Annotated in this window: 17 protein-coding genes and 1 pseudogene; 6 read left to right on the forward strand and 12 right to left on the reverse strand. The window is 61.4% G+C overall.

Annotation, left to right across the window (positions count from 1 at the left end; genetic code table 11):
- Window positions 1-19: 19 nt before the first annotated feature.
- Complete coding sequence (locus HJB91_RS02360) at window positions 20-874, reverse strand: helix-turn-helix transcriptional regulator (RefSeq protein WP_210632417.1); 855 nt, start codon at window positions 872-874, stop codon at window positions 20-22.
- A 193-nt stretch (window positions 875-1,067) separates the two neighbouring features.
- Between HJB91_RS02360 and HJB91_RS02365 the strand changes: the two genes are divergently transcribed.
- The 5 genes from HJB91_RS02365 to HJB91_RS02385 all read left to right on the forward strand — a co-directional run bounded on the left by HJB91_RS02365 (window position 1,068) and on the right by HJB91_RS02385 (window position 5,905).
- Entirely contained in the window at window positions 1,068-2,252 is a 1,185-nt protein-coding gene (locus HJB91_RS02365) for an ABC transporter ATP-binding protein (protein WP_207245850.1), read from the forward strand.
- The gene (locus HJB91_RS02370; protein WP_207245849.1) at window positions 2,212-3,372 is read left to right on the forward strand and encodes a PotD/PotF family extracellular solute-binding protein; all 1,161 of its coding nucleotides are present in this window, start codon (window positions 2,212-2,214) and stop codon (window positions 3,370-3,372) included. Before HJB91_RS02365 ends, HJB91_RS02370 begins: the two co-directional genes overlap by 41 nt.
- Window positions 3,373-3,454: 82 nt before the next feature.
- Entirely contained in the window at window positions 3,455-4,321 is an 867-nt protein-coding gene (locus tag HJB91_RS02375) for an ABC transporter permease (protein ID WP_210632420.1), read from the forward strand.
- Complete coding sequence (locus HJB91_RS02380; RefSeq protein ID WP_221153395.1) at window positions 4,321-5,130, forward strand: ABC transporter permease; 810 nt, start codon at window positions 4,321-4,323, stop codon at window positions 5,128-5,130. The genes HJB91_RS02375 and HJB91_RS02380 overlap by 1 nt, the downstream gene beginning before the upstream one ends.
- A 13-nt stretch (window positions 5,131-5,143) precedes the next feature.
- A complete protein-coding gene (locus tag HJB91_RS02385; protein WP_207245846.1) occupies window positions 5,144-5,905 on the forward strand; it encodes an SDR family NAD(P)-dependent oxidoreductase in 762 nt (253 codons plus the stop codon).
- 123 nt (window positions 5,906-6,028) lie between these two features.
- Here HJB91_RS02385 and HJB91_RS02390 read toward each other — a convergent pair whose 3' ends face one another.
- Entirely contained in the window at window positions 6,029-7,813 is a 1,785-nt protein-coding gene (locus HJB91_RS02390) for an APC family permease (protein WP_210632422.1), read from the reverse strand.
- A gap of 249 nt (window positions 7,814-8,062) precedes the next feature.
- Between HJB91_RS02390 and HJB91_RS02395 the strand changes: the two genes are divergently transcribed.
- A complete protein-coding gene (locus HJB91_RS02395) occupies window positions 8,063-10,432 on the forward strand; it encodes a DUF1989 domain-containing protein (RefSeq protein WP_207245844.1) in 2,370 nt (789 codons plus the stop codon).
- Between the two features lie 60 nt (window positions 10,433-10,492).
- Here HJB91_RS02395 and minE read toward each other — a convergent pair whose 3' ends face one another.
- The 10 genes and pseudogenes from minE to HJB91_RS02445 form a co-directional block, all read right to left on the reverse strand.
- Complete coding sequence (gene minE, locus HJB91_RS02400; protein ID WP_011428260.1) at window positions 10,493-10,753, reverse strand: cell division topological specificity factor MinE; 261 nt, start codon at window positions 10,751-10,753, stop codon at window positions 10,493-10,495.
- Window positions 10,750-11,565 (reverse strand): septum site-determining protein MinD, encoded by an 816-nt coding sequence (minD, locus tag HJB91_RS02405; RefSeq protein ID WP_064684611.1) that lies wholly within the window; start codon window positions 11,563-11,565, stop codon window positions 10,750-10,752. The genes minE and minD overlap by 4 nt, the downstream gene beginning before the upstream one ends.
- Before the next feature lie 31 nt (window positions 11,566-11,596).
- Entirely contained in the window at window positions 11,597-12,322 is a 726-nt protein-coding gene (gene minC / locus HJB91_RS02410) for a septum site-determining protein MinC (RefSeq protein WP_210632423.1), read from the reverse strand.
- 208 nt (window positions 12,323-12,530) lie between these two features.
- Window positions 12,531-13,133, reverse strand: coding sequence for a PAS domain-containing protein (locus HJB91_RS31090; protein WP_210632424.1), 603 nt, complete (start codon window positions 13,131-13,133; stop codon window positions 12,531-12,533).
- A gap of 177 nt (window positions 13,134-13,310) precedes the next feature.
- Window positions 13,311-14,648 (reverse strand): NAD(P)-binding domain-containing protein, encoded by a 1,338-nt coding sequence (locus HJB91_RS02420; RefSeq protein WP_221153396.1) that lies wholly within the window; start codon window positions 14,646-14,648, stop codon window positions 13,311-13,313.
- Window positions 14,649-14,752: 104 nt separating this feature from the next.
- Window positions 14,753-15,793 carry a DUF3445 domain-containing protein gene (locus HJB91_RS02425; RefSeq protein ID WP_210632426.1) on the reverse strand — a complete coding sequence of 347 codons (1,041 nt, stop codon included), beginning with the start codon at window positions 15,791-15,793 and terminating at the stop codon, window positions 14,753-14,755.
- Window positions 15,794-15,817: 24 nt separating this feature from the next.
- A complete protein-coding gene (locus HJB91_RS02430; protein ID WP_221145191.1) occupies window positions 15,818-16,783 on the reverse strand; it encodes a PDR/VanB family oxidoreductase in 966 nt (321 codons plus the stop codon).
- Complete coding sequence (locus HJB91_RS02435; RefSeq protein ID WP_221145193.1) at window positions 16,780-17,385, reverse strand: dimethylamine monooxygenase subunit DmmA family protein; 606 nt, start codon at window positions 17,383-17,385, stop codon at window positions 16,780-16,782. Before HJB91_RS02435 ends, HJB91_RS02430 begins: the two co-directional genes overlap by 4 nt.
- Before the next feature lie 11 nt (window positions 17,386-17,396).
- Window positions 17,397-18,530 (reverse strand): aminomethyltransferase family protein, encoded by a 1,134-nt coding sequence (locus HJB91_RS02440; RefSeq protein ID WP_210632429.1) that lies wholly within the window; start codon window positions 18,528-18,530, stop codon window positions 17,397-17,399.
- A 91-nt stretch (window positions 18,531-18,621) separates the two neighbouring features.
- Window positions 18,622-18,758: pseudogene (locus HJB91_RS02445) on the reverse strand (bifunctional methylenetetrahydrofolate dehydrogenase/methenyltetrahydrofolate cyclohydrolase); the annotation flags it as partial.

Below are 18,758 nucleotides of genomic sequence, written 5' to 3' on the forward strand. Positions count from 1 at the left end.
AGGCTGTCCGGTCCGAGGCCTATTGACTCGTTCTTTGGGCTGCTGGTCGGTCGCCGGCGCTGCCGAATGTCTTCAGGTAGATTGACAAAAGCTGCGTCTGCGAGGAGATGCCCAGCTTGCGATAGACGTTGCGGCGATGGACCTTCACCGTGCCCGTCGAGATGTTGAGCCTGAGGCCGATCGATTCCGAGGAATGTCCTTGCAATACCAGATCGACGATCGCGGTTTCGCGGCTCGTCAACTTGAGGTCACGCCAGACAGTGTCGGCCGGCTGCAGCGCCTGTGCCGCCGCACCGCTTTTCCTCCCCTTTCTCAAGCCGGCATCGCGTTGCGCGTCGAAGCGGACGCCGAGCCCCGGCCAGAAATGCCGGACAAGGCTCGCCACCAAAGGTTCGGCCTTTTTCAGAAGCGCGAATTCAGCCGGTGGAAACGGGCCGGTCTTTTCCCGGCGCATCAGCGACAGCACGACGGTGATGTCGTCGTCGAGTGTCACGAAGAAGCCGATCTCCTCGGCAAGTCCCGTCTGGACATAGTAGCTCCGGTAATATTCGCTGGAGAAGAAGCGGTCGGGCGCGAGTTCGCGCATGCGGAAGACCCCCGGACGGCGTGCGCGGGCGGTATGGTAAAATGGATCGAGCAGGTAGGGACCGACCTGATAGAGGGTGACGAAAACGACGTTTTCGTCTGGATCGAAGGTGCTATAGAGATCGATCGGTCGCTCCTTGCCGCGATAGGCAAAAACCACGACATAATCGAAGCGCACCAGCGCCGCCATCATCCGGCGGAACGTCTCTCCAAACTCCGCATCCGCCATGGCGGCCTTTCCGACAGTGACGTCGAAAGCCTGAAACAGCGCCTCGAGATCGATGCTCATCGATAGCCTCCCCAAAACCGCTCTGCAGGAATACTCTGAGTTTCATATACACCTTCCACGAAGAGATGTGAGGCAGAATACCTCTTTCGGGGTATATACCGCGCCGAGGGCCCGGGCTTACTCTTTGTCCAACGACGGTGGCAAAAAGGCAGCGCTAGACTGCCCATCCCAACCAACCGCAGGGAACAGACGCGTGGCATCCGCTTCGACGAACGATATCGAATTCCGTTCGGTCACCAAGAATTATGGCGCGGTGACCGCCGTGACCGACATAAACCTGAATGTACCGAAGGGCGCTTTCCTCGCTCTGCTCGGCCCGTCCGGCTGTGGCAAGACCACGTGTCTGCGCATGATCGGCGGCTTCGAGCAGCCGAGCGAGGGCTCCGTGCTGATCAACGGGCGGCAGATGAACGGCGTTCCGGCCTATCGCCGCCCCGTCAACATGGTCTTCCAGCATTATGCTCTGTTTCCGCATTTCAACGTCGAACAGAACGTCGCCTATGGCTTGCGGCAGATGCGACCAAGGCTTGCGGAGGCCGAGATCAATCGCCGCGCGGCAGAGGCGCTCGAGATGGTGCGTCTCGGCGGGTTCGCCAAGCGGCGCATCCACGAGATGTCCGGCGGCCAACAGCAGCGGGTGGCGCTGGCGCGCGCGATCGTCAACCGGCCTTCGGTACTGCTGCTTGACGAGCCGCTGGCCGCGCTCGACAAGAAACTGCGCTCGGCCATGCAGATCGAATTGCAGACGCTGCAGCGCGAGCTCGGCATCACCTTCGTGCTCGTCACCCACGATCAGGAAGAAGCGCTGTCGATGGCGGACGTCGTCTGCGTCATGAGCGCCGGCCGCATTCGTCAGCTCGGCACGCCGCAAGAGGTCTATGACCGCCCGGCCGATCTTTTCGTCGCCGATTTCGTCGGCAAGACCAACCGGATCGATGCGACGCTGGAAGCCGGTGGCACGCTGCGCCTTGGCGACGGTTCGGCGCTTGCAGCCATCGCCCGCCCTGGCCTTACGATGGGCGACGTCATCGTTGCGATCCGTCCCGAGGCAATCCGGCTTACGCGGGCTGCGGTCGGCAGCACGTCCTTTGCCGGGACGGTCACGCACCGCATCTTCCTCGGCTCCTCGGCCGAATATGCCGTGACTGTTCCAGGTCTCGGCGATTTCCTCGTCACCGCCGACCGGCGCGGCATGAATGAGAGCGATCTGGTCGAGCCAGGTGAAGCGGTCTTCCTCAGCTTCGATCCTGATATGGCCCACATTTTTCCAGGCGAGGCTTCTTCGCCCCAAGTTTCTTCAGCATCGAATGCAAAAACCAGAACAAGGGAACAGCATCATGAGCAAGGACTACAAGGATCATCTGCCTATTACCCCTGAAGGCTTCATGGACGAGTTCATGCGCCTGAAACGCGGCTCCGTCAGCCGCCGCCACTTCCTCGGCGTCACCGGCCTCGGACTTGCGACCGCCGTGCTGTCGCGTTTCCCCGGTGCGCTGTCGACGCCCGCTTACGCCGAGGACCTCGGTACCCAGATGTCGATCGCCACCTGGCCCAATTATCACGACCCTGCGACCTTCGAGAATTTCAAGGCGGCGACCGGCGTTGCCGTCGAGGTCAACGTCTTCGGCTCTAACGAGGAAATGCTGGCCAAGCTCCAGGCGGGCGCCTCCGGCTGGTCGCTCTTCGTGCCGACCAACTACACGATCTCCACCCACCACAAGCTCGGCCTGATCGACGAACTCGATCTCTCCAAGATCCCGAATTTCAGCCCGGCGACGGAAAATCCGCGCTTCACCAGGGAAGGCATGATCGACGGCAAGACCTACGCGGTGCCGAAGAACTGGGGTACCACCGGGTTCTCGGTCAACACAGCGAAGATCAAGACCAAGCTTTCGAGCTGGAAGGATTTCTTTGATATCGCCCAGACGGAAGCCGACGGCCGCGCCATGGTGCACGACTATCAGTTAACGACGATCGGCAGCGCGCTGGTGTCGCTCGGCTACGATTTTAATTCGATCAAGGCAGACGAACTCGCAAAAGCCGAGGAACTGCTGATTAAAGTCAAACCGCATCTTTTCGCCATCAACAGCGACTACCAACCGGCCATGCGCGCCACCGACGCCTGGCTCACCATGTGCTGGACCAATGACGGGGCGCAGCTCAACCGTGACGTTCCCGAGATCGCCTATGTGCTCGGCACCGACGGCGGTGAGATCTGGACCGACTATTACGCCATCCCGAAGGACGCGCCGAATAAGGCGGCGGGTTACGCGCTGCTCAACTACCTCATGGATCCGGCCAATGCCGTCAAGGAGCACGTCGCCAACGGCGCACCGACGACCGACAGCCGGGTCATCGCACTGCTGCCGAAGGAGATCACCGCGAACAAGATCGTCTATCCGGACGAGGCCTCATTGACGCCGCTGGAATTCGGCGCGGCGGTGACGTTGACCGATCCCGGCCGGGCGGAGCTGATGGCGCGTTTCAAGTCGGCTTGATCGCCGTGCCCAACTCCGGCCCCGCCGCCTTGGCGCGAGGGGCCGGTCTCGTGCTTAGAATCGGCGGATAAAGAACCTTTCGATGCCTTTTACTCCTGCCACAAATCGGCGCCTTGTCACCGCGGCTCTTGTCGGTCCGGCCAGCATCTGGCTGTTCGTGTTCTTGGTGCTGCCCTTCATCGCCATCATCGTCTTTGCCTTCGGAGAGCGGGCGCCAGAAGGTGGTTATCAGGCGGCTTTTACCTTTGCGCAGTTTGCCAATCTCGGCTCGCGCACCGCAGCCTTCAAGAACACGCTGATTCTTGCGCCGATCGGCGCCTTCGCCTGCCTGCTCGTCGCCTATCCGGTTGCTTATTACCTGGCCGTCAAGGCGAGCGCCAAATACCGGCTGCTGCTGGTCTCCCTCGTCGTCGTGCCCTTCTGGACGAGCCTTCTCGTGCGCACCTACGCCTGGATGTACATCTTGGGCGCGCGCGGCATTCCGCATCTCTTGGAGATGGTCGGCATCGAAGACGTCAGGCTGCTGAACACACCGGGCGCCGTGCTGCTCGGCATCGTCTACGGCTACCTGCCGCTTATGATCATGCCGATCTATGTCAGCCTCGAAAAGCTCGACCGCCGCCTTCTGGAGGCCTCCGCCGATCTCGGCGCGCGGCCGCTTTCGACCTTTTTCGGCATTACGCTGCCTCTGTCGCTTCCGGGTGTGATGACCGGCATCGCCCTCGTCACCATCCTGCTGCTCGGCGAATATTTGATCCCGCAGTTGCTTGGCGGCGGCAAAGTCTTCTTCATCGGCAATGCGCTGGTCGATCTCTTCCTGCAGTCGCGCAACTGGCCGTTCGGCTCTGCAATCGCTGTCACTCTCGTCGTTGTCGTCGTCATCGTGCTGTTGATCGCCATGCGCATCGCCTGGCGTGTTGCCGGTACCCGCCAAGTGGATCTCGTCTGATGCGCGCGCTGGTCACCGCAGTCTACCTGTTCCTCTACATGCCGATCGCGCTTGTCGTGCTGTTCTCCTTTAATGCCGGCCGTAATGCCAGCGATTTCACCGGCTTCTCGACGCAATGGTATGGCAGGGCGATTGCGAACACTTTCCTGATGGAAGCGCTGCAGAACAGCCTGACCATCGCCTTTACCAGTGCCGGGCTGGCGGCCATTTTCGGCACGATGGCGGCGATCGGCATGGAGCGGCTCGGCGCCCGGGCGCGAGCGGTCTTCGACGGGCTGTTCGCTGCGGCGATCGTCGTTCCCGGCGTCGTCATCGGCATTGCGACGCTGGTGGCGCTGGTCGAGGTCTTCGGCTTCGTCAATCCGCTGATCGCCGCCGTCTGGCCAGGCGAACAGGCGCCGAAGCTATCACTCGGCTATGGCTCGATCATCGCCGCCCACGGCCTCTTCACCATGGCGCTGGTGACAATGATCGTCAAAGCACGCATCGCCAGCCTCGGCCGTGACATCGTCGAAGCGTCGAGCGACCTTTACGCCACGCCTTTCACCACTTTTCGCCAGATTGTGCTGCCGCAGATCCTGCCGTCAATCCTGGCCGGGTTCCTGCTCGCCTTCACCTTCTCCTTCGACGATTTCATCATCGCCTTTTTCGTCGCAGGTTCGAACACGACACTGCCGATCTATGTCTTCGCCTCGATCCGTCGTGGCGTGACGCCGGAGATCAACGCCATCGCCACGATGGTGCTTGTCGCATCGCTGGGACTGATCCTCATCGCGCGCTTTCTGATGCGCGAGAAAACAACAAACTGAACGGGAAACACCAATGATTCTTGAAAATCGCGTCGCGATCATCACCGGAGCGGGCTCGGGCATCGGCCAGGCCGGCGCGCTGATCATGGCAGGAGAAGGTGCTTTCGTCGTCGTGGCCGACCTGAATGCCGCCAGTGCCGCCGAAACCGTCGACCGGATTGAGGCCGCCGGCGGCAGGGCTGAGTGCCTAGTTCTCGACGTCACCGACGACAGGGCGCTCGAAGCGGGCATCGCTGCGGTCGCCGAACGTCATGGCCGAATCGACATCCTCCACAATCATGCCGGCGCACAGGTGGCGGGCGATCTGGAACAGGTGGCTGTCGAGGGTTTCGACAGGTCCTGGAGCCTGAATGTCCGAGCGCATTTCATGGCGGCCCGCTTCGTCATGCCGCTGATGAAGAAGGCGGGCCGCGGCGTCATCCTCAACACCTCTTCCTCGTCGGGCGTACTCTACGATCGCGAGATGATCGCCTATACGACGACGAAACATGCGGTCATCGCGATGACCCGGCAGATGGCCGGCGACTACGCCAGGTTCGGCATCCGCGTCAACGCGCTCTGCCCGGGCTGGGTGGATACGCCGTTCAACGAACCCTTCATCGCCCAGATGGGCGGCCGTGGCGCGATCGAGGCCTATGTCGCTGAGAAGGTGCCGCTCGGACGCTGGGCCGATGTTTCCGAAATCGCCGAGCCCATTCTCTTCCTGGTCTCGGACCGTTCGTCCTACATGACCGGTCAGATTCTCGTCGTCGACGGCGGCGAGACCATTGTTTGACGGTGGTGGAATGGTTTGCCCCCTACTAGGTCAACCCTCATCCAGATCAAATCCCAGAATCAGGGCATGAAAAAGCCGCCATGTTTCCATGGCGGCTTGCGGCTTTTCTGCTTGGGAGGCTATTCAAGCCGGGAGCTGGAAGAACCAGTTGGCGATCAGTACGATCGCGAGGCCGCCGACAAGTGCAAGATAAGGGAGCATGCCGGCTTTCCTGACGCCGAGATCCTGGCCGATGAGGCCGAGATCCTCCATCGCGCCGGCCGGGAACTTGCCGCCGTCGCGCACATAGTGGCGATAGGCGAAGACGGGCAGGATCAGTGCGGCGAAGATGAATCCGACCCAGAGTGCGTTGGAATAACCCCAGACCTTGGCGCCGGCGCCGAGGAAGAGCGCGTTGACGAAGGCGAGCACGGTGTTGAGGCCGATCAGCCAGCTCGGCGCCTTCCAGGGCCGTTCGATATGGCCGGAATCCACCCGGTGGATCCAGCCGGAATTGAGGTTCAGGAAGTTGAAGATGATGTAGCCGACATTCGAGACGGCGAGTACGAAGAAGTAGCCGCCGACGTCCGATGCGATCGCCAGAAGGAAGAGATTGAAGGCGAAATCGGTCCACATCGCCCGTGTCGGGGCGCCATGCTCGTTGGCGTGGTCGAGATATTTCGGCAGCCAGCCGTCTTTCGAACCCTGATAGAGCGTACGTGAGGAACCGGCCATTGCCGTCATGATGGCGAGGAAGAGCGCCAGGATCATCAATATCACGAGCAGTTGGGTGATGACCCGGCCGGCGCCGATCAGGCCGCCAAGCGCTTCGGCAACGCCCGTGCCATCGACGATGCCGGGGGCCAGCATGCCGGCGTGGCCGAGTACGCCCTGGAAGGCGAAGGGCACCAGGAAGAAGAACAGGCAGCAGGCCAGGCCGGAATAGAAGATCGCCTTGAAGGTGTCTGTCTTCGGATTCTTCAGTTCGCGGGTGTAGCAGACCGCCGTCTCGAAGCCGTAGGTCGACCAGGCGGCGATATACAGGCCGCCGAGAAACAGCGTCCAGCCGCCATTGCTCCAGCTGCCGTCGCTGGCGGCATAGGCCGCCGTCGGCGGGACGAGGCCGGTGACATTTGCGGAAACGATCTGGCCGCTGACGATCGGATAAAGGCCGATGATCAGCAGCGGCACCAGCACGATGATCGCCAGCCATTTCTGCACGCTAGCCGTTTCCGAGATGCCGCGATGCTGGATCGCGAAGATGATCAGCATCAGGATGCCGCCGATGAAGAAGGTGGCGTTGATGTTGGCGGTGGCGAGGTAGGGAATGCTGAAGCTTGCCAGCGACCAGTTGCGGATCGCCGGCGTCAGAGCGGCAACACCGTCGGCGCCGAGCAGCGCCTTGACGGCATCGTCAGGCGTCGTGCCGGCGTGGGCTGCGATATATTCGGCGACGCGGGGGCTGTCGGCCGTGACGGAAGCGGCATGCGCGGCGATCCAGTCGAGGACCATTTGCGAATCGGCTGCCGGAATCGGGAAAAATGCATTGAGAATGTAGCCGGCGGCGATGGCACAGCCGAGTGAAAGCACCGGCGACCAGGCAAACCAGTTGCACCAGACCGACAGCGGCGCGATGAATTTCGAATAGCGCAGCCAGGCGGTGGCGCCGTAGACGGAGGCCCCGCCGGATTTGTTGCCGAACATGCCGGCGATCTCGGCATAGGTGAAGGATTGCAGGAAACCCATCACCATCGAGATGATCCAGACGACGAAGGCGAGCTTGCCCGTCGTGCCTGCGATGCCGCCGATGGAGAAGAGAACGAGCGGCGGCACGCCCGCGGCCACCCAGAATGCGCCCTTCCAGTCGAGCGCGCGTATAAGCTTACCTTCGGTGCCGGATGCAATTCCGGCCTCCACAATATCTGTCATCGGCGAAATTCCCCATTCGATTGTTCCGGACGTATCTCTGTACGTCTCCCTGAACGTGTCTCCCTGACGGTCTCGAGCGCGCTCGGATGATTTTGGCGATCCGCGCTCCCGACGGATTCTCCGAGCCTGAACTCTTGATGCATAGTGAAGATATTTTCTTTTTAGTCAATATGACTTTACTTTCCATAGGCATTTTGTAACCTGTATGGGCGTATGCTGAAGGGCATGCCGATCCCCCATGAGGGTAGAATGCGAGAACTTCATCCTGTCATGCCGGGCCCCCGAACGATCGTTCCGAGCCTCGTCCATTACCCCGGTATTCCCGCCCTGCCGGCGGGCAGTGAACGCTACCGGGCAAAGGGTGGCGGATCGGTCGTCGTGCGCGTGGAGCCGGGCGACCGCGTGAGCGTCATCGACAGCGAAGGCGGGCAGATTTGTGAGCTCTCCTTCCTTGACGAAAAAGGGCGCTTCCAGGCAGCCGGTCTCGGAACGGCATTCAGCAATTCAGCCGAGGGCTTGAAGGCCATTCTTCAGGCGGAGGATGAGAGTGCTGCCCGCACGCGCGCGGCACTTCAGCGGCGCGGCGCCGATCTCGCAGCGGCCGGCGCGCTCCGCGTCTTCGGGGCAGGATCGACGCCGGGCAGCCGGGCGGAGTTCACGATTGCCGTGAAGGGTCTGCTGATCGTTGCGGCACCCGCCGGCGCCATGTCGCCGGAGGCGCAGGACACGGCGACGCCGATCGAGATCCGGATCAAGCGCAGCCTGCTGGTCCGCGACTATGCCTCCGCCCTGCCGGAGCCGGCGGCCGATCCGATCGAGGATATCCGCATCCGGGCGGCGAGCGCAGCCGCCTATTTCGTGCGCGCCGGCGAATTCATTCAGATCATCGACGTCTATGGGCGCCAGTGCACCGATTTCCAGGCCTTTGCCGCCCGCAAGGTCGACAAGGGCCTCGATCTCGCGCTCGATTCGACCGTCACCCGCACGCTGCTCGGCCGCAGCTATCCCACGCCCGGCCTGCCGTCCAAGGCTTTCGACCGCGACTTCGAGCCGCTGGTCGAGATCGTCCAGGATACGGTCGGCCGCCACGACGCTTTCGCGACTGCCTGCAATTCACGCTATTACGACGACATGGGTTATCCCGGCCACGTCAACTGCACGGACAATTTCAACGCGGCGCTGGCGCCTTATGGCATTGCCGGGCGCAAGGGCTGGGAAGCGCTGAACTATTTCTACAACACCAATATCGACCACAACAACCAGCTCTATCTCGACGAGCCCTGGTCGCGTCCCGGCGATTACGTGCTGATGCGTGCGCTGACGGATCTCGTCTGCGTCTCATCGTCCTGCCCTGACGATATCGATGCGGCGAACGGCTGGGATCCGACGGATATCCACGTCCGCACCTTTTCCGGAAAAGAGAAATTCTCACGAGCGGTAGCCTATCGCATGACCCCAGATGCCGAAGCCGAACTGACGCGCGAAACCGCCTTCCATCCCCGCCTTTCGGCGTTGACGCGAGACTATACGGAATATCGCGGCTACTGGTTGCCGAACCGCTTCTCGTCCGAAGGACCGGTCGAGGAATACTGGGCCTGCCGCGAGCGCGCCGCCGTCATCGATCTCTCGCCCTTGCGGAAGTTCGAAGTGACGGGTCCGGACGCCGAGGAACTGCTGCAATACTGCCTGACGCGCGACGTGCGAAAACTCTCGACCGGCCAGGTCGTCTATTCCGCGATGTGCTACGAAAACGGCGGCATGATCGACGACGGCACCCTCTTCAGACTCGGCGACAAGAACTTCCGCTGGATCGGCGGCGATGATTTCAGCGGCATATGGCTGCGTCAGCAGGCCGAGAAGAAGGGTTTCAAGGCCTGGGTTCGCTCATCGACCGATCAGTTGCACAATATCGCGCTGCAAGGGCCGCGGAGCCGCGACATCCTGAAGGAGATTATCTGGACGGCGCCGCGCCAGCCCGCGATCGGCGAGCTCGAATGGTTCCGCTTCACCGTCGGCCGCATCGGCGGCTTCGAGGGGGCGCCGGTCGTGATCTCGCGCACGGGCTATACCGGCGAGCTCGGCTACGAGATCTTCTGTCATCCGAAGGATGCGCTGGGGGTGTTCGATGCCGTCTGGGAGGCAGGCCAACCGCACGGGCTGAAGCCGATGGGGCTGGAGGCACTCGACATGGTCCGCATCGAGGCGGGCCTGATCTTTGCCCACCACGAATTCACCGACCAGACGGATCCGTTCGAGGCCGGCATCGGCTTTACCGTGCCGCTGAAATCCAAACAGGACGATTTCATCGGCCGCGAGGCGCTGATCCGGCGCAAGGAACATCCGCGCCATCTGCTCGTCGGCCTTGATATCCAGGCGAACGAGGCGGTCGGCCATGGCGATTGCGTCCATATCGGCCGGGCCCAGATCGGCGTCGTCACCAGCGCCACGCGCTCGCCTGTTCTCGGCAAGACGATCGCGCTCGCCCGCATAGACGTGATGCATGCGAGCCCGGGCACCGAGGTCGAGATCGGCAAGCTCGACGGCCACCAGAAGCGTTTGCCGGCGACGATCGTGCCGCTTTCGCATTACGATCCGCAGAAGACGCGCCCGCGATCGTAACCCACTTCGTGTTCGGGAGACGACGATCGGTTCCGTCCGTCGTCCCCCGGATATTTGCCCTCAAGCGGCCTGTACGGCTGCGTTCAGCGGGATTTCGACGTCGATCTCAAGAGTGGAGACAAACTCGTTGCGGTCGATCGTCACCTGCACCTTGTCGTGGTCGAGCTCAACATGTTTTGCGATGACCGCAAGGATTTCCTCGCGCAGCAGCGAAACAAGGTCCGATCCTGCCGATGAGCGTTCGTGCGCAAGGAGCACCTGCAAGCGTTCGCGGGCGGCGGGTGCCGTTCTCTGCTTGTTGAAAAGACGGAAGATATTCATGCTGCCCTCCGTCCGAAGATCTTGCCGAATAGATTGCGCTTTTCCTCGGGGATCGTGATCGGCAAGGTTTCGCCGGCGAGCCGGCGCGCGGCATCGAAATAAGCCATCGCAGCCGCGCTGCGGCTTTCCGCCAGCGTGACCGGCGCACCGATGTTGGACGCCCGCAGCACATCCATGCTCTCCGGCACGATGCCGAGGAGCGGGATGGAGAGGATCTCGAGGACGTCGTCGACCTTCAACATGTCGCCGCGTTCGGCGCGGTTGGCGTCATAGCGGGTGAGCAGCAGGTGCTTTTCCATCCGCTCGCCGCGTTCGGCCTTGGCGGTCTTGGCGTCGAGCAGGCCGATGATGCGATCGGAGTCGCGCACCGACGAAACCTCCGGATTGGTGACGACGACGGCGACATCGGCATGGCGCATGGCAAGCGTTGCGCCGCGCTCGATCCCGGCGGGGCTGTCGCAGATGATCCAGTCGAAATAGCGCTTCAGATCGTTGATGACGCGTTCGACGCCCTCGGCCGTCAGGTTGTCCTTGTCGCGGGTTTGCGAGGCCGGCAGCAGGAACAGCGTCTCCAGCCGCTTGTCGCGGATCAGCGCCTGGGTGAGTTTGGCGTCGCCCTGGATGACGTTGATCAGGTCGTAGACGACCCTCCGCTCTGCGCCCATCACGAGGTCGAGATTGCGCAAGCCGACGTCGAAATCGACGACGACGACCTTTTCATTGCGTTGCGCCAGCGCCGCTCCCAATGCGGCGGTCGAGGTCGTCTTTCCGACCCCGCCCTTGCCTGACGTGACGACGATCACTTTCCCCATTTCTCTCTCCTTTGCCGTGGCCGCAGCCGGGTCAGATCAGTTTTTCCGCCATGATCGCGTCCTCTTCGAGCCAGAGCTGAACCGCTTGTCCACGAAGATTGGGGGCCATGTCTTCCGCCATTTTGTAGATGCCGTCGATCGCCACCAGCTCGGCTTCGAGCTTGCGGCAAAAGATCCGCGCCGATGCGTTTCCGATGGAGCCCGCCATGGCCCGGCCGCGCAACGCGCCGTAGATATGAACGGAGCCGCCGGCGATCACCTCGGCCCCCGAGGCGACCGAGCCAACGATGGTGACGTCGCCTTCGGGGAAGATCACCGACTGCCCCGAGCGCACCGGTTCCCTGATGACGATGGATTGCGTTGTCGTTACCGGGCGGGTCTCGGTTGCCGTTGGTTTGGTGACCGGATCGGCAGGCTCATTCGGCTGAACCTCGACGTCGGAGGCGGAGCGGCCGCCCTTCAGCGCCGGAGGCATGCCCGCGCCGAGAATCGACGGCCGGGCGCCCTCGATCCCCATAATGCTGACATTGCGCTTGGCAAGTTCGGCGATGAGGTCCTTCAACTGCGGCCGGTCGATTTGCAGGTCCGTCAGATCGAGCACGACAGGCCGTCCGAGGAAGAAACCGGCCGAACGGGCAGCCAGATCGTCCAGTCTGGTCAGCCAATCATCGATCGGCAGGTCCGGGGACAGCATGACCGCCAGGAAAGAGCGGCCCTTGATGCGGATAGAGCGAGCGTCTGTTAGCACTTTGGTCATCTATGTGAAGAAATCGTTGACCATGTCTACCGCCGGTATGGTTAACAAAAAGTTAACGCGGCTCTAACAATACCGATAATGCGACGAGATTTTTCAACCGAGGGAGTTCCGCAACCTTTTGAAAAGAAATAATATTAGTCCCGCGCGGGACGGTTAATGATGCGGATTTTTCGATGTGAGCCGCAATTCTGCCGCTGCTTCGTAGCGCTCAGCCTTCCGGCTTGCGTTGCGCGTTGGAAATGGCGCGTGCGGCCTCTTCCGAGGAGTTGGCGAGCGTGCGCATCTCGGCGGCAAGCACGGCAAAGCCTGACCCTGCCGTGCCGGCACGGGCCGCCTCGATGCCCGCATTGACGGCGAGCAGCTTGAGATAGCGCAGCGACTGCAGGATCTCATTGGTCTTCGAGGCTGTGACGCGCATGTCGGCGGTCTGTTCGTCGATTCGCTGATAGAGCGATTCGATATTGATGATGCTGCCCTCGAGATAGAGAAGTTCACCCTTCTCGTCCCAGATTCCGCCACCGGTCTCTGTCACCCAGACGAGATGACCCCTGGCATGACGTATACGGTATTCCATCGTCCAGTCCGTCCGCTTCTCGAGCGCCCTCCCCACTACCTCGTCCATCAAAGGCACGTCTTCCTCGTACATGATCGAGGTGAAAGTCCGTGTCCTGTTGCCGATGATTTCGTCGGCGGGGTAACCGAAGATGCGCTCGATGCCGTTGGTCATCTCAAGCATCGTGTAGTTTTCGTCGGCGCGGCAGCGGTAAAGAAAACCGCTCATGCGCCCGAGAATGCTTGTTTGAAAATCCACGAAGGCCTCGCTCGAAAGGAGGAGTTGCAAATTGGATTACTCACTTCACTTTAAACGTTGGAGGGAGCCGCAACGAATGGCTCTCTTCCTACCATGCGGCGCCGTAGCACCTTGAATCTGCAGCATGATTCTATCCCGAAATCGATTCGGATCTAAGAAATTATGCGGCATCCGCCATCAGTTGCGCAGATATTCCTCCATGGAATCGTCGAGCGCTTCGACCCAGGGCGTGTGATGCTTCGGTGACATGTTGCCGGTCATCAGCGATCGGTAGGCATGGTCGCGGAAGCCCATGATGTTCTCGGCCTTGTGATGTTCCCACTCCATGAACGTCCGGTTGGTCCCCTCGATGTCGAAGGAGGGATAATCGGTCTCTGCGAGCAGTTCCTTCACATAGTCGCCCTGATACCAGATCATCTGTTCGGCATCCTCGAGCGTCTCCTCGCGGGCGCGCCACATGTCGAAATTCGCCTTCAGTTCTTCTTCCGGCGGCAGGGTGATGCGGCCCATCATCACGTCGCGCGCCCACCAGGCCTGAACGTCGAACATGTTGAAGGTATAGAACTGGTCCTGCATGCCGATATAGAAGAGCTGCGGGTTCTTGTCGAAGATCACGCCCTTGTAGAGGCTGTCGGCCCACAGGCGGTTGGCCGTCTTCAGCCGGAGGTCGTCGGGCAGGAAGGGGAAATGGTGCTGGTATCCGGTGCAGAGGATCAGGGCGTCGACTTCCTTGCTCGACCCGTCGAGGAAATGCGCCGTGCGGTTTTCGAGCTTGGTCAGCAGCGGCCGTTCTTCGAAATTCTCCGGCCATTTGAAGCCCATCGGCTTCGAGCGGTAGCTCGTCGTCACCGATTTCGCGCCGTATTTCCAGCACTGCGAACCGATGTCTTCGGCCGAATAGCTGCGGCCGACGATCAGGATGTCCTTGCCTTTGAACTCGAGCGCGTCGCGGAAATCATGGGCGTGCAGGACGCGGCCGTTGAAGGTCTTGACGCCCTCGAAATAAGGCACGTTCGGGGTCGAGAAATGGCCTGATGCAACGACGACATAGTCGAATTCCTCGTCATACATCCGGTCTTCGATACGATTATGCGCCGTGACCGTGAATTTCTTCGTGGCCTCATCGAAGCGGACCATGCGCACCGGCGTGCTGAAGCGCACCCAGTGGCGGACATTCGCCTTCTCGACCCGGCCCTTGATATAGTCCCAGAGCACGGCGCGCGGCGGGTAGGAGGCGATCGGCTTGCCGAAATGTTCCTCGAAGGAATAATCGGCGAATTCGAGGCATTCCTTCGGACCGTTCGACCAGAGATAGCGATACATGCTGCCATGGACAGGCTCGCCATATTCGTCGAGGCCGGTGCGCCAGGTATAGTTCCAGAGCCCGCCCCAGTCCGACTGCTTTTCGAAGCAGACGATCTCCGGGATTTCGGCGCCCTTCTGGGCAGCCGATTGAAAGGCGCGCAGCTGCGCCAGCCCGGACGGACCGGCACCGATGACGGCTACTCTTGTCATGAAGCATTCCCCTCTTGATTATATGGCATCGTCTCCTGGATAACTCCTCGAATTGAAATCGAAGGAGGATGTACCCAGAAATTCAAAATGTTACGGCATTTCTTTCAGTCCGGATAAATACCGGGGCTGGTCGGAGCCCCGTCGTCATATTTGGAAAGCCAGTCAATCGTCGTCTCGCGGTAACGGGTGAGTCCCTTGTAGTCGATGAGTTCCGGAGGCAGCGTCTTCAGCACCCGCGGGAAGCGCCGCGCCCATTTCGGGACGGTGACGAGTTCTTCCATGTTCATCAGGTAGCAGCGGATGACGAAGAGGATGGCGTTGGAGCGCGGCAGTCGCCAGAGGCTTTGCAACTCGACCCGCAGATGCACTTTCTCGCCCACATTCTCCGGCGTCACCGTCGTGCGGTCGGGCCCCCATTTGTGATAATTCTCGGGGCTGGTGTCGAGCCGCGGATTGATCGTCATCGTCCAGTTGAAGCGCCGTGTCGGCTTGCCCTGCTGCAGGTTCAGAAGGAATTTCAGCGCCCGGTCGAAGACGCCGATCTGATGGGCGAGCGGCACCGGCCCGTGCCATTCCATGAAATTCATGCCGATGTCGAAATCGAGCGACCAGTCGGCCTGCGTCGTCACCATGCCGGCATCCATCCACAGATTGCCGTCGCGCTGATCGACGATGCAGAAATCGCCCTGGGCCTGGCGGGTGATATATTCGAAGGGCTCATAGGGCAGCGTCGAGGCGTCGCCGAAAGTGAAGCTGTCGTCGATGCCGAGCGGGCGGTTGATCCAGCGCCACTGGTCGCCGTTGCGGATCAGGGTGAAATGGTCGGGGTAGCCCGCTGCCTGCTCTTCCATCAAAAGTTCGAGCGTGTCCCACTGCGCGCTCATCATGTGCGGCAGGGCCTGGTAGCGCAGCGGATCTTCCTTCAGCACCAGCGCTCGGTCGTGCATCTCGGCGACGTAATGCTCGTCGACATCGATCAAGTTTTCGTAGACGGTTCCCGCCCGTCCGCGCACATGCGGCTCCATGTTGACCGAATACATGTATTCGTCGCGGTCGAAGGGGAACGGAAAACGACGGATGTTCCCGGGGCTGTTCCGGTAGCTGAAATCGTCCCGGAATGTTTCTTGCTTGAAGGCGATTGCCATGTCCGGTCTCCTTTTTCGATGCCGTTAGAGATCAAGATGCAGCGTGTTTCCCTCGAAGCGGGAAACACAGATCATCACCTTGCTGCCGGATGCCTTTTCTTCGCTCGTCAGATAGACGTCATTGTGCAGCAGTTTGCCCTCGCAGACGGCGACCGCCGTTTCGCATTGACCGCAGGCGCCGCCGCGACAGAGGAAGGGGGCGTCGACGCCGGCCGCCTCGATCGCCTCCAGCATGCTTTCGTGATGGCCGACCTTCACGGTCTTGCCGGAGCGTAGAAGCTCGATCGTGAAGGGTTTACCGGGCAAGGATGAGAGGAACCGTTCCGAATGCAGGTTCTGCTCCGGCCAGCCGGCATCGAGCCCCGCTTTCATCACACCGTCGATCATGCCGGAGGGGCCGCAGACATAAAGATGCGTGCCGAGCGGCTGGCAGTCGAGCAGACGCGTCAGCGGGATGCCACTGCCTTCGGCGTCGCAATAGATCTTGATGCGATGCGGACCATAGCGCTCCAGGAGTTCCCGCCAGTAGGCGCCGCGGTCGCGCGTTCGGATGGCGTAATGCAGTTCGAAGGCGGCGCCTTCGCGGGAAAACTGCGCCATCATCGCAATGAAAGGGGTAATGCCGATGCCGCCGGCGATCAGAAGATGCTTGCGCCCGCGCCAGTCGGGCTGGAAGAGGTTGACAGGATAGCTGACCTTCAGTTCGTCGCCTTCGCTGACCTTCTGATGCATGAAGGCGGAGCCGCCGCGTGAATCCTCGACATGCAGCACGCTGATTTCGTAGGCCGCGCAGTCGTGCGGGGGAGACATCAGCGAATAGGCATTGCGGCGCATATGGCCGCCATCGTTCATCGAGACGATGATATGGGCGCCGCCTGAAAAATACGGCATCGGCTTTCCGTCCAGGCGCTCGAAGCGGAAACGCTTGACGCGCTCGGCGATCGGAGTGATCCGCGCTACGCGCACCGGAATTTCAGTGCCACCGCTCAAAGGAACAACTCCTCTGGTTCAGGCGCGCTGCCGGGCTCTTCCGCGTCGATGTTGACGCCCTGGAAGGCGGCAAGCCGCCGCGAATAGTGATCGCGGACAAGAAGCGTCAGCCCGCAATGGCTGCAGGCGAACGGGCTGGTGGTGACGTCGTCCGTGATGCCCTTGCAATGGACGCATTGCACCCGCCTGGCAAGGGAGCCGCGATGCTCGGTGATGATGGAGGCGTGGTCCATGCCGTAGTCAAGCGCCACGAGCATCGCCTGGCCGATGAAGCCCTCCGTGCCGGAGATATAAAGCCGAGTGCCCATGTGAGCCGTCGCGAGCGAGCCCTTCAACCGGAAGAGCAGCGTTGCGATCGTCGGCGCCGTGAAGAACATGTCGGCGCCGAGCCGGCGCAGGGGTTCATCGAGGCCGGAGCCTCGAGAACCGCGGGCGACATAGAGGATCTCGCTGCGGGAAAGAGCCGTTTCGTCAAGCGCCGGCTGCTGATCGAGGAGAGCCTTGGCGCCCTCCCCCTCAAGTGCGAAAATGTGCCGCCGGGCGCGCGGCTGGATGGTCAGGCCCTTATAGACTGGTCGGCTCTTGATGCCTGCGACGAGCATTGGCGGGCTCCTTAACCTACGGCAGTCCTTTTCTTCTTTTCCGGGTCGTCGAAGGGAAGCGTATGGGCGGTGGCGCTAGCCTCGACGGTCTTGCCGCGGACTTCGAGTTTCGTCCCGTGCACCGCCTTGTCAACGTCGAGGCGGACGATCGCCATGGATTTCTTCGTCAGTGACGAATAGCTCGGGCAGGTGATGACGCCGACCTTCTTGCCGTCGGCAAAGACCTCGTCGCCGAGATCGGCCGGTCCGTCGGCGTCGATCAGCATGCCGAAGATCTTGAAGCGCTCCTTGCCCTTAAGGCGCGCATGTTCCTCGGCGCCGCGGAAGCCCGTCTTGCCGGGGCTGACGGTGAAGTCGAGGCCGAGTTCCCAGAGACTGTCGCCGGGTGGCTGGTCGGCGAAGGGATACATCTGCGAATTGTCGTAGGGGTAGAACAGCAGGTAGCTTTCGACGCGCAGCATGTCGAGGACCGAGAAGCAGCAGGGGATGATGCCCATCTCCTTGCCTTCCTCGACGATTCTGTCCCAGACCATGACGGCGTCCTGGCCGCGCACGAAGATCTCGTAGCCGCGCTCGCCGGTATAGCCGGTGCGCGAGATCATGACGGGCGCGCCGAACAGCGTCGTCTGCATGTGGTGGAAATATTTGAGCTCGCGGATGCCGGGCACATATTTGGCGAGGTAATCGACCGCAAGCGGACCCTGCAGCGACAGGTCGTGCAGGTCGTCGTCGAAGAGCACCGCGCAGTTGCGGCCTGCCGCCTGTTTGACGACTTCCTCGTGGCCGGAACCGGATCCATGCACCAGCATCCAGGAATTCGGGCCGGTGCGATAGACGATGCAATCGTCGGTGAAGTGGCCGCGGTCGTTCAGCATGGTCGCGTAGACCGAGCGGCCGGGATAGATCTTCGTCAGATCGCGGGTGGTGATGTAGTCGAGTACGGCGATGGCGTGCGGGCCGACCAGGTGCACCTTCTTCAGGCCCGAGACATCCATGATGCCGGCCTTGGTGCGAACGGCGACATGTTCTTCCGACATGTCCTTCTCGTAGGTCCAGGCGGTTCCCATGCCGCTCCAGTCCTCGAGCTTCGATCCCAGTGCGCGATGCCGATCCGCCAAGGCGGAGAAACGCCATGATAGAGCCATTTCCGTTCCCTCTTATTTCCTCTACGGAATATTTATTTCCTGACTATATAAATCTTTCGCGTCATGGCAAGCCCGCCAGACGGCATTCCACTCAAAACTTTGGCGGCGTCTGCCCGGCGGTGCGATGGGCGGCGATGACCGTATTGGCCATCAGCATGGCGATGGTCATCGGGCCGACGCCGCCCGGAACCGGCGTGATGGTGCCGGCGACCTCGGAGACCTCGCGGA

This window comes from Rhizobium sp. NLR10b, assembly GCF_019685435.1.
GTDB lineage: Bacteria > Pseudomonadota > Alphaproteobacteria > Rhizobiales > Rhizobiaceae > Rhizobium.

Excerpts from the sequence above, each read along its gene's own strand:
- HJB91_RS02360 (WP_210632417.1), bottom strand. The coding sequence starts at position 874 with ATGAGCATCGATCTCGAGGCGCTGTTTCAGGCTTTCGACGTCACTGTC.
- HJB91_RS02370 (WP_207245849.1), top strand. The coding sequence starts at position 2,212 with ATGAGCAAGGACTACAAGGATCATCTGCCTATTACCCCTGAAGGCTTC.
- HJB91_RS02375 (WP_210632420.1), top strand. The coding sequence starts at position 3,455 with ATGCCTTTTACTCCTGCCACAAATCGGCGCCTTGTCACCGCGGCTCTT.
- HJB91_RS02380 (WP_221153395.1), top strand. The coding sequence starts at position 4,321 with ATGCGCGCGCTGGTCACCGCAGTCTACCTGTTCCTCTACATGCCGATC.
- HJB91_RS02385 (WP_207245846.1), top strand. The coding sequence starts at position 5,144 with ATGATTCTTGAAAATCGCGTCGCGATCATCACCGGAGCGGGCTCGGGC.
- HJB91_RS02390 (WP_210632422.1), bottom strand. The coding sequence starts at position 7,813 with ATGACAGATATTGTGGAGGCCGGAATTGCATCCGGCACCGAAGGTAAG.
- HJB91_RS02395 (WP_207245844.1), top strand. The coding sequence starts at position 8,063 with ATGCGAGAACTTCATCCTGTCATGCCGGGCCCCCGAACGATCGTTCCG.
- minE (WP_011428260.1), bottom strand. The coding sequence starts at position 10,753 with ATGAATATCTTCCGTCTTTTCAACAAGCAGAGAACGGCACCCGCCGCC.
- minD (WP_064684611.1), bottom strand. The coding sequence starts at position 11,565 with ATGGGGAAAGTGATCGTCGTCACGTCAGGCAAGGGCGGGGTCGGAAAG.
- minC (WP_210632423.1), bottom strand. The coding sequence starts at position 12,322 with ATGACCAAAGTGCTAACAGACGCTCGCTCTATCCGCATCAAGGGCCGC.
- HJB91_RS02420 (WP_221153396.1), bottom strand. The coding sequence starts at position 14,648 with ATGACAAGAGTAGCCGTCATCGGTGCCGGTCCGTCCGGGCTGGCGCAG.
- HJB91_RS02425 (WP_210632426.1), bottom strand. The coding sequence starts at position 15,793 with ATGGCAATCGCCTTCAAGCAAGAAACATTCCGGGACGATTTCAGCTAC.
- HJB91_RS02435 (WP_221145193.1), bottom strand. The coding sequence starts at position 17,385 with ATGCTCGTCGCAGGCATCAAGAGCCGACCAGTCTATAAGGGCCTGACC.
- HJB91_RS02440 (WP_210632429.1), bottom strand. The coding sequence starts at position 18,530 with ATGGCTCTATCATGGCGTTTCTCCGCCTTGGCGGATCGGCATCGCGCA.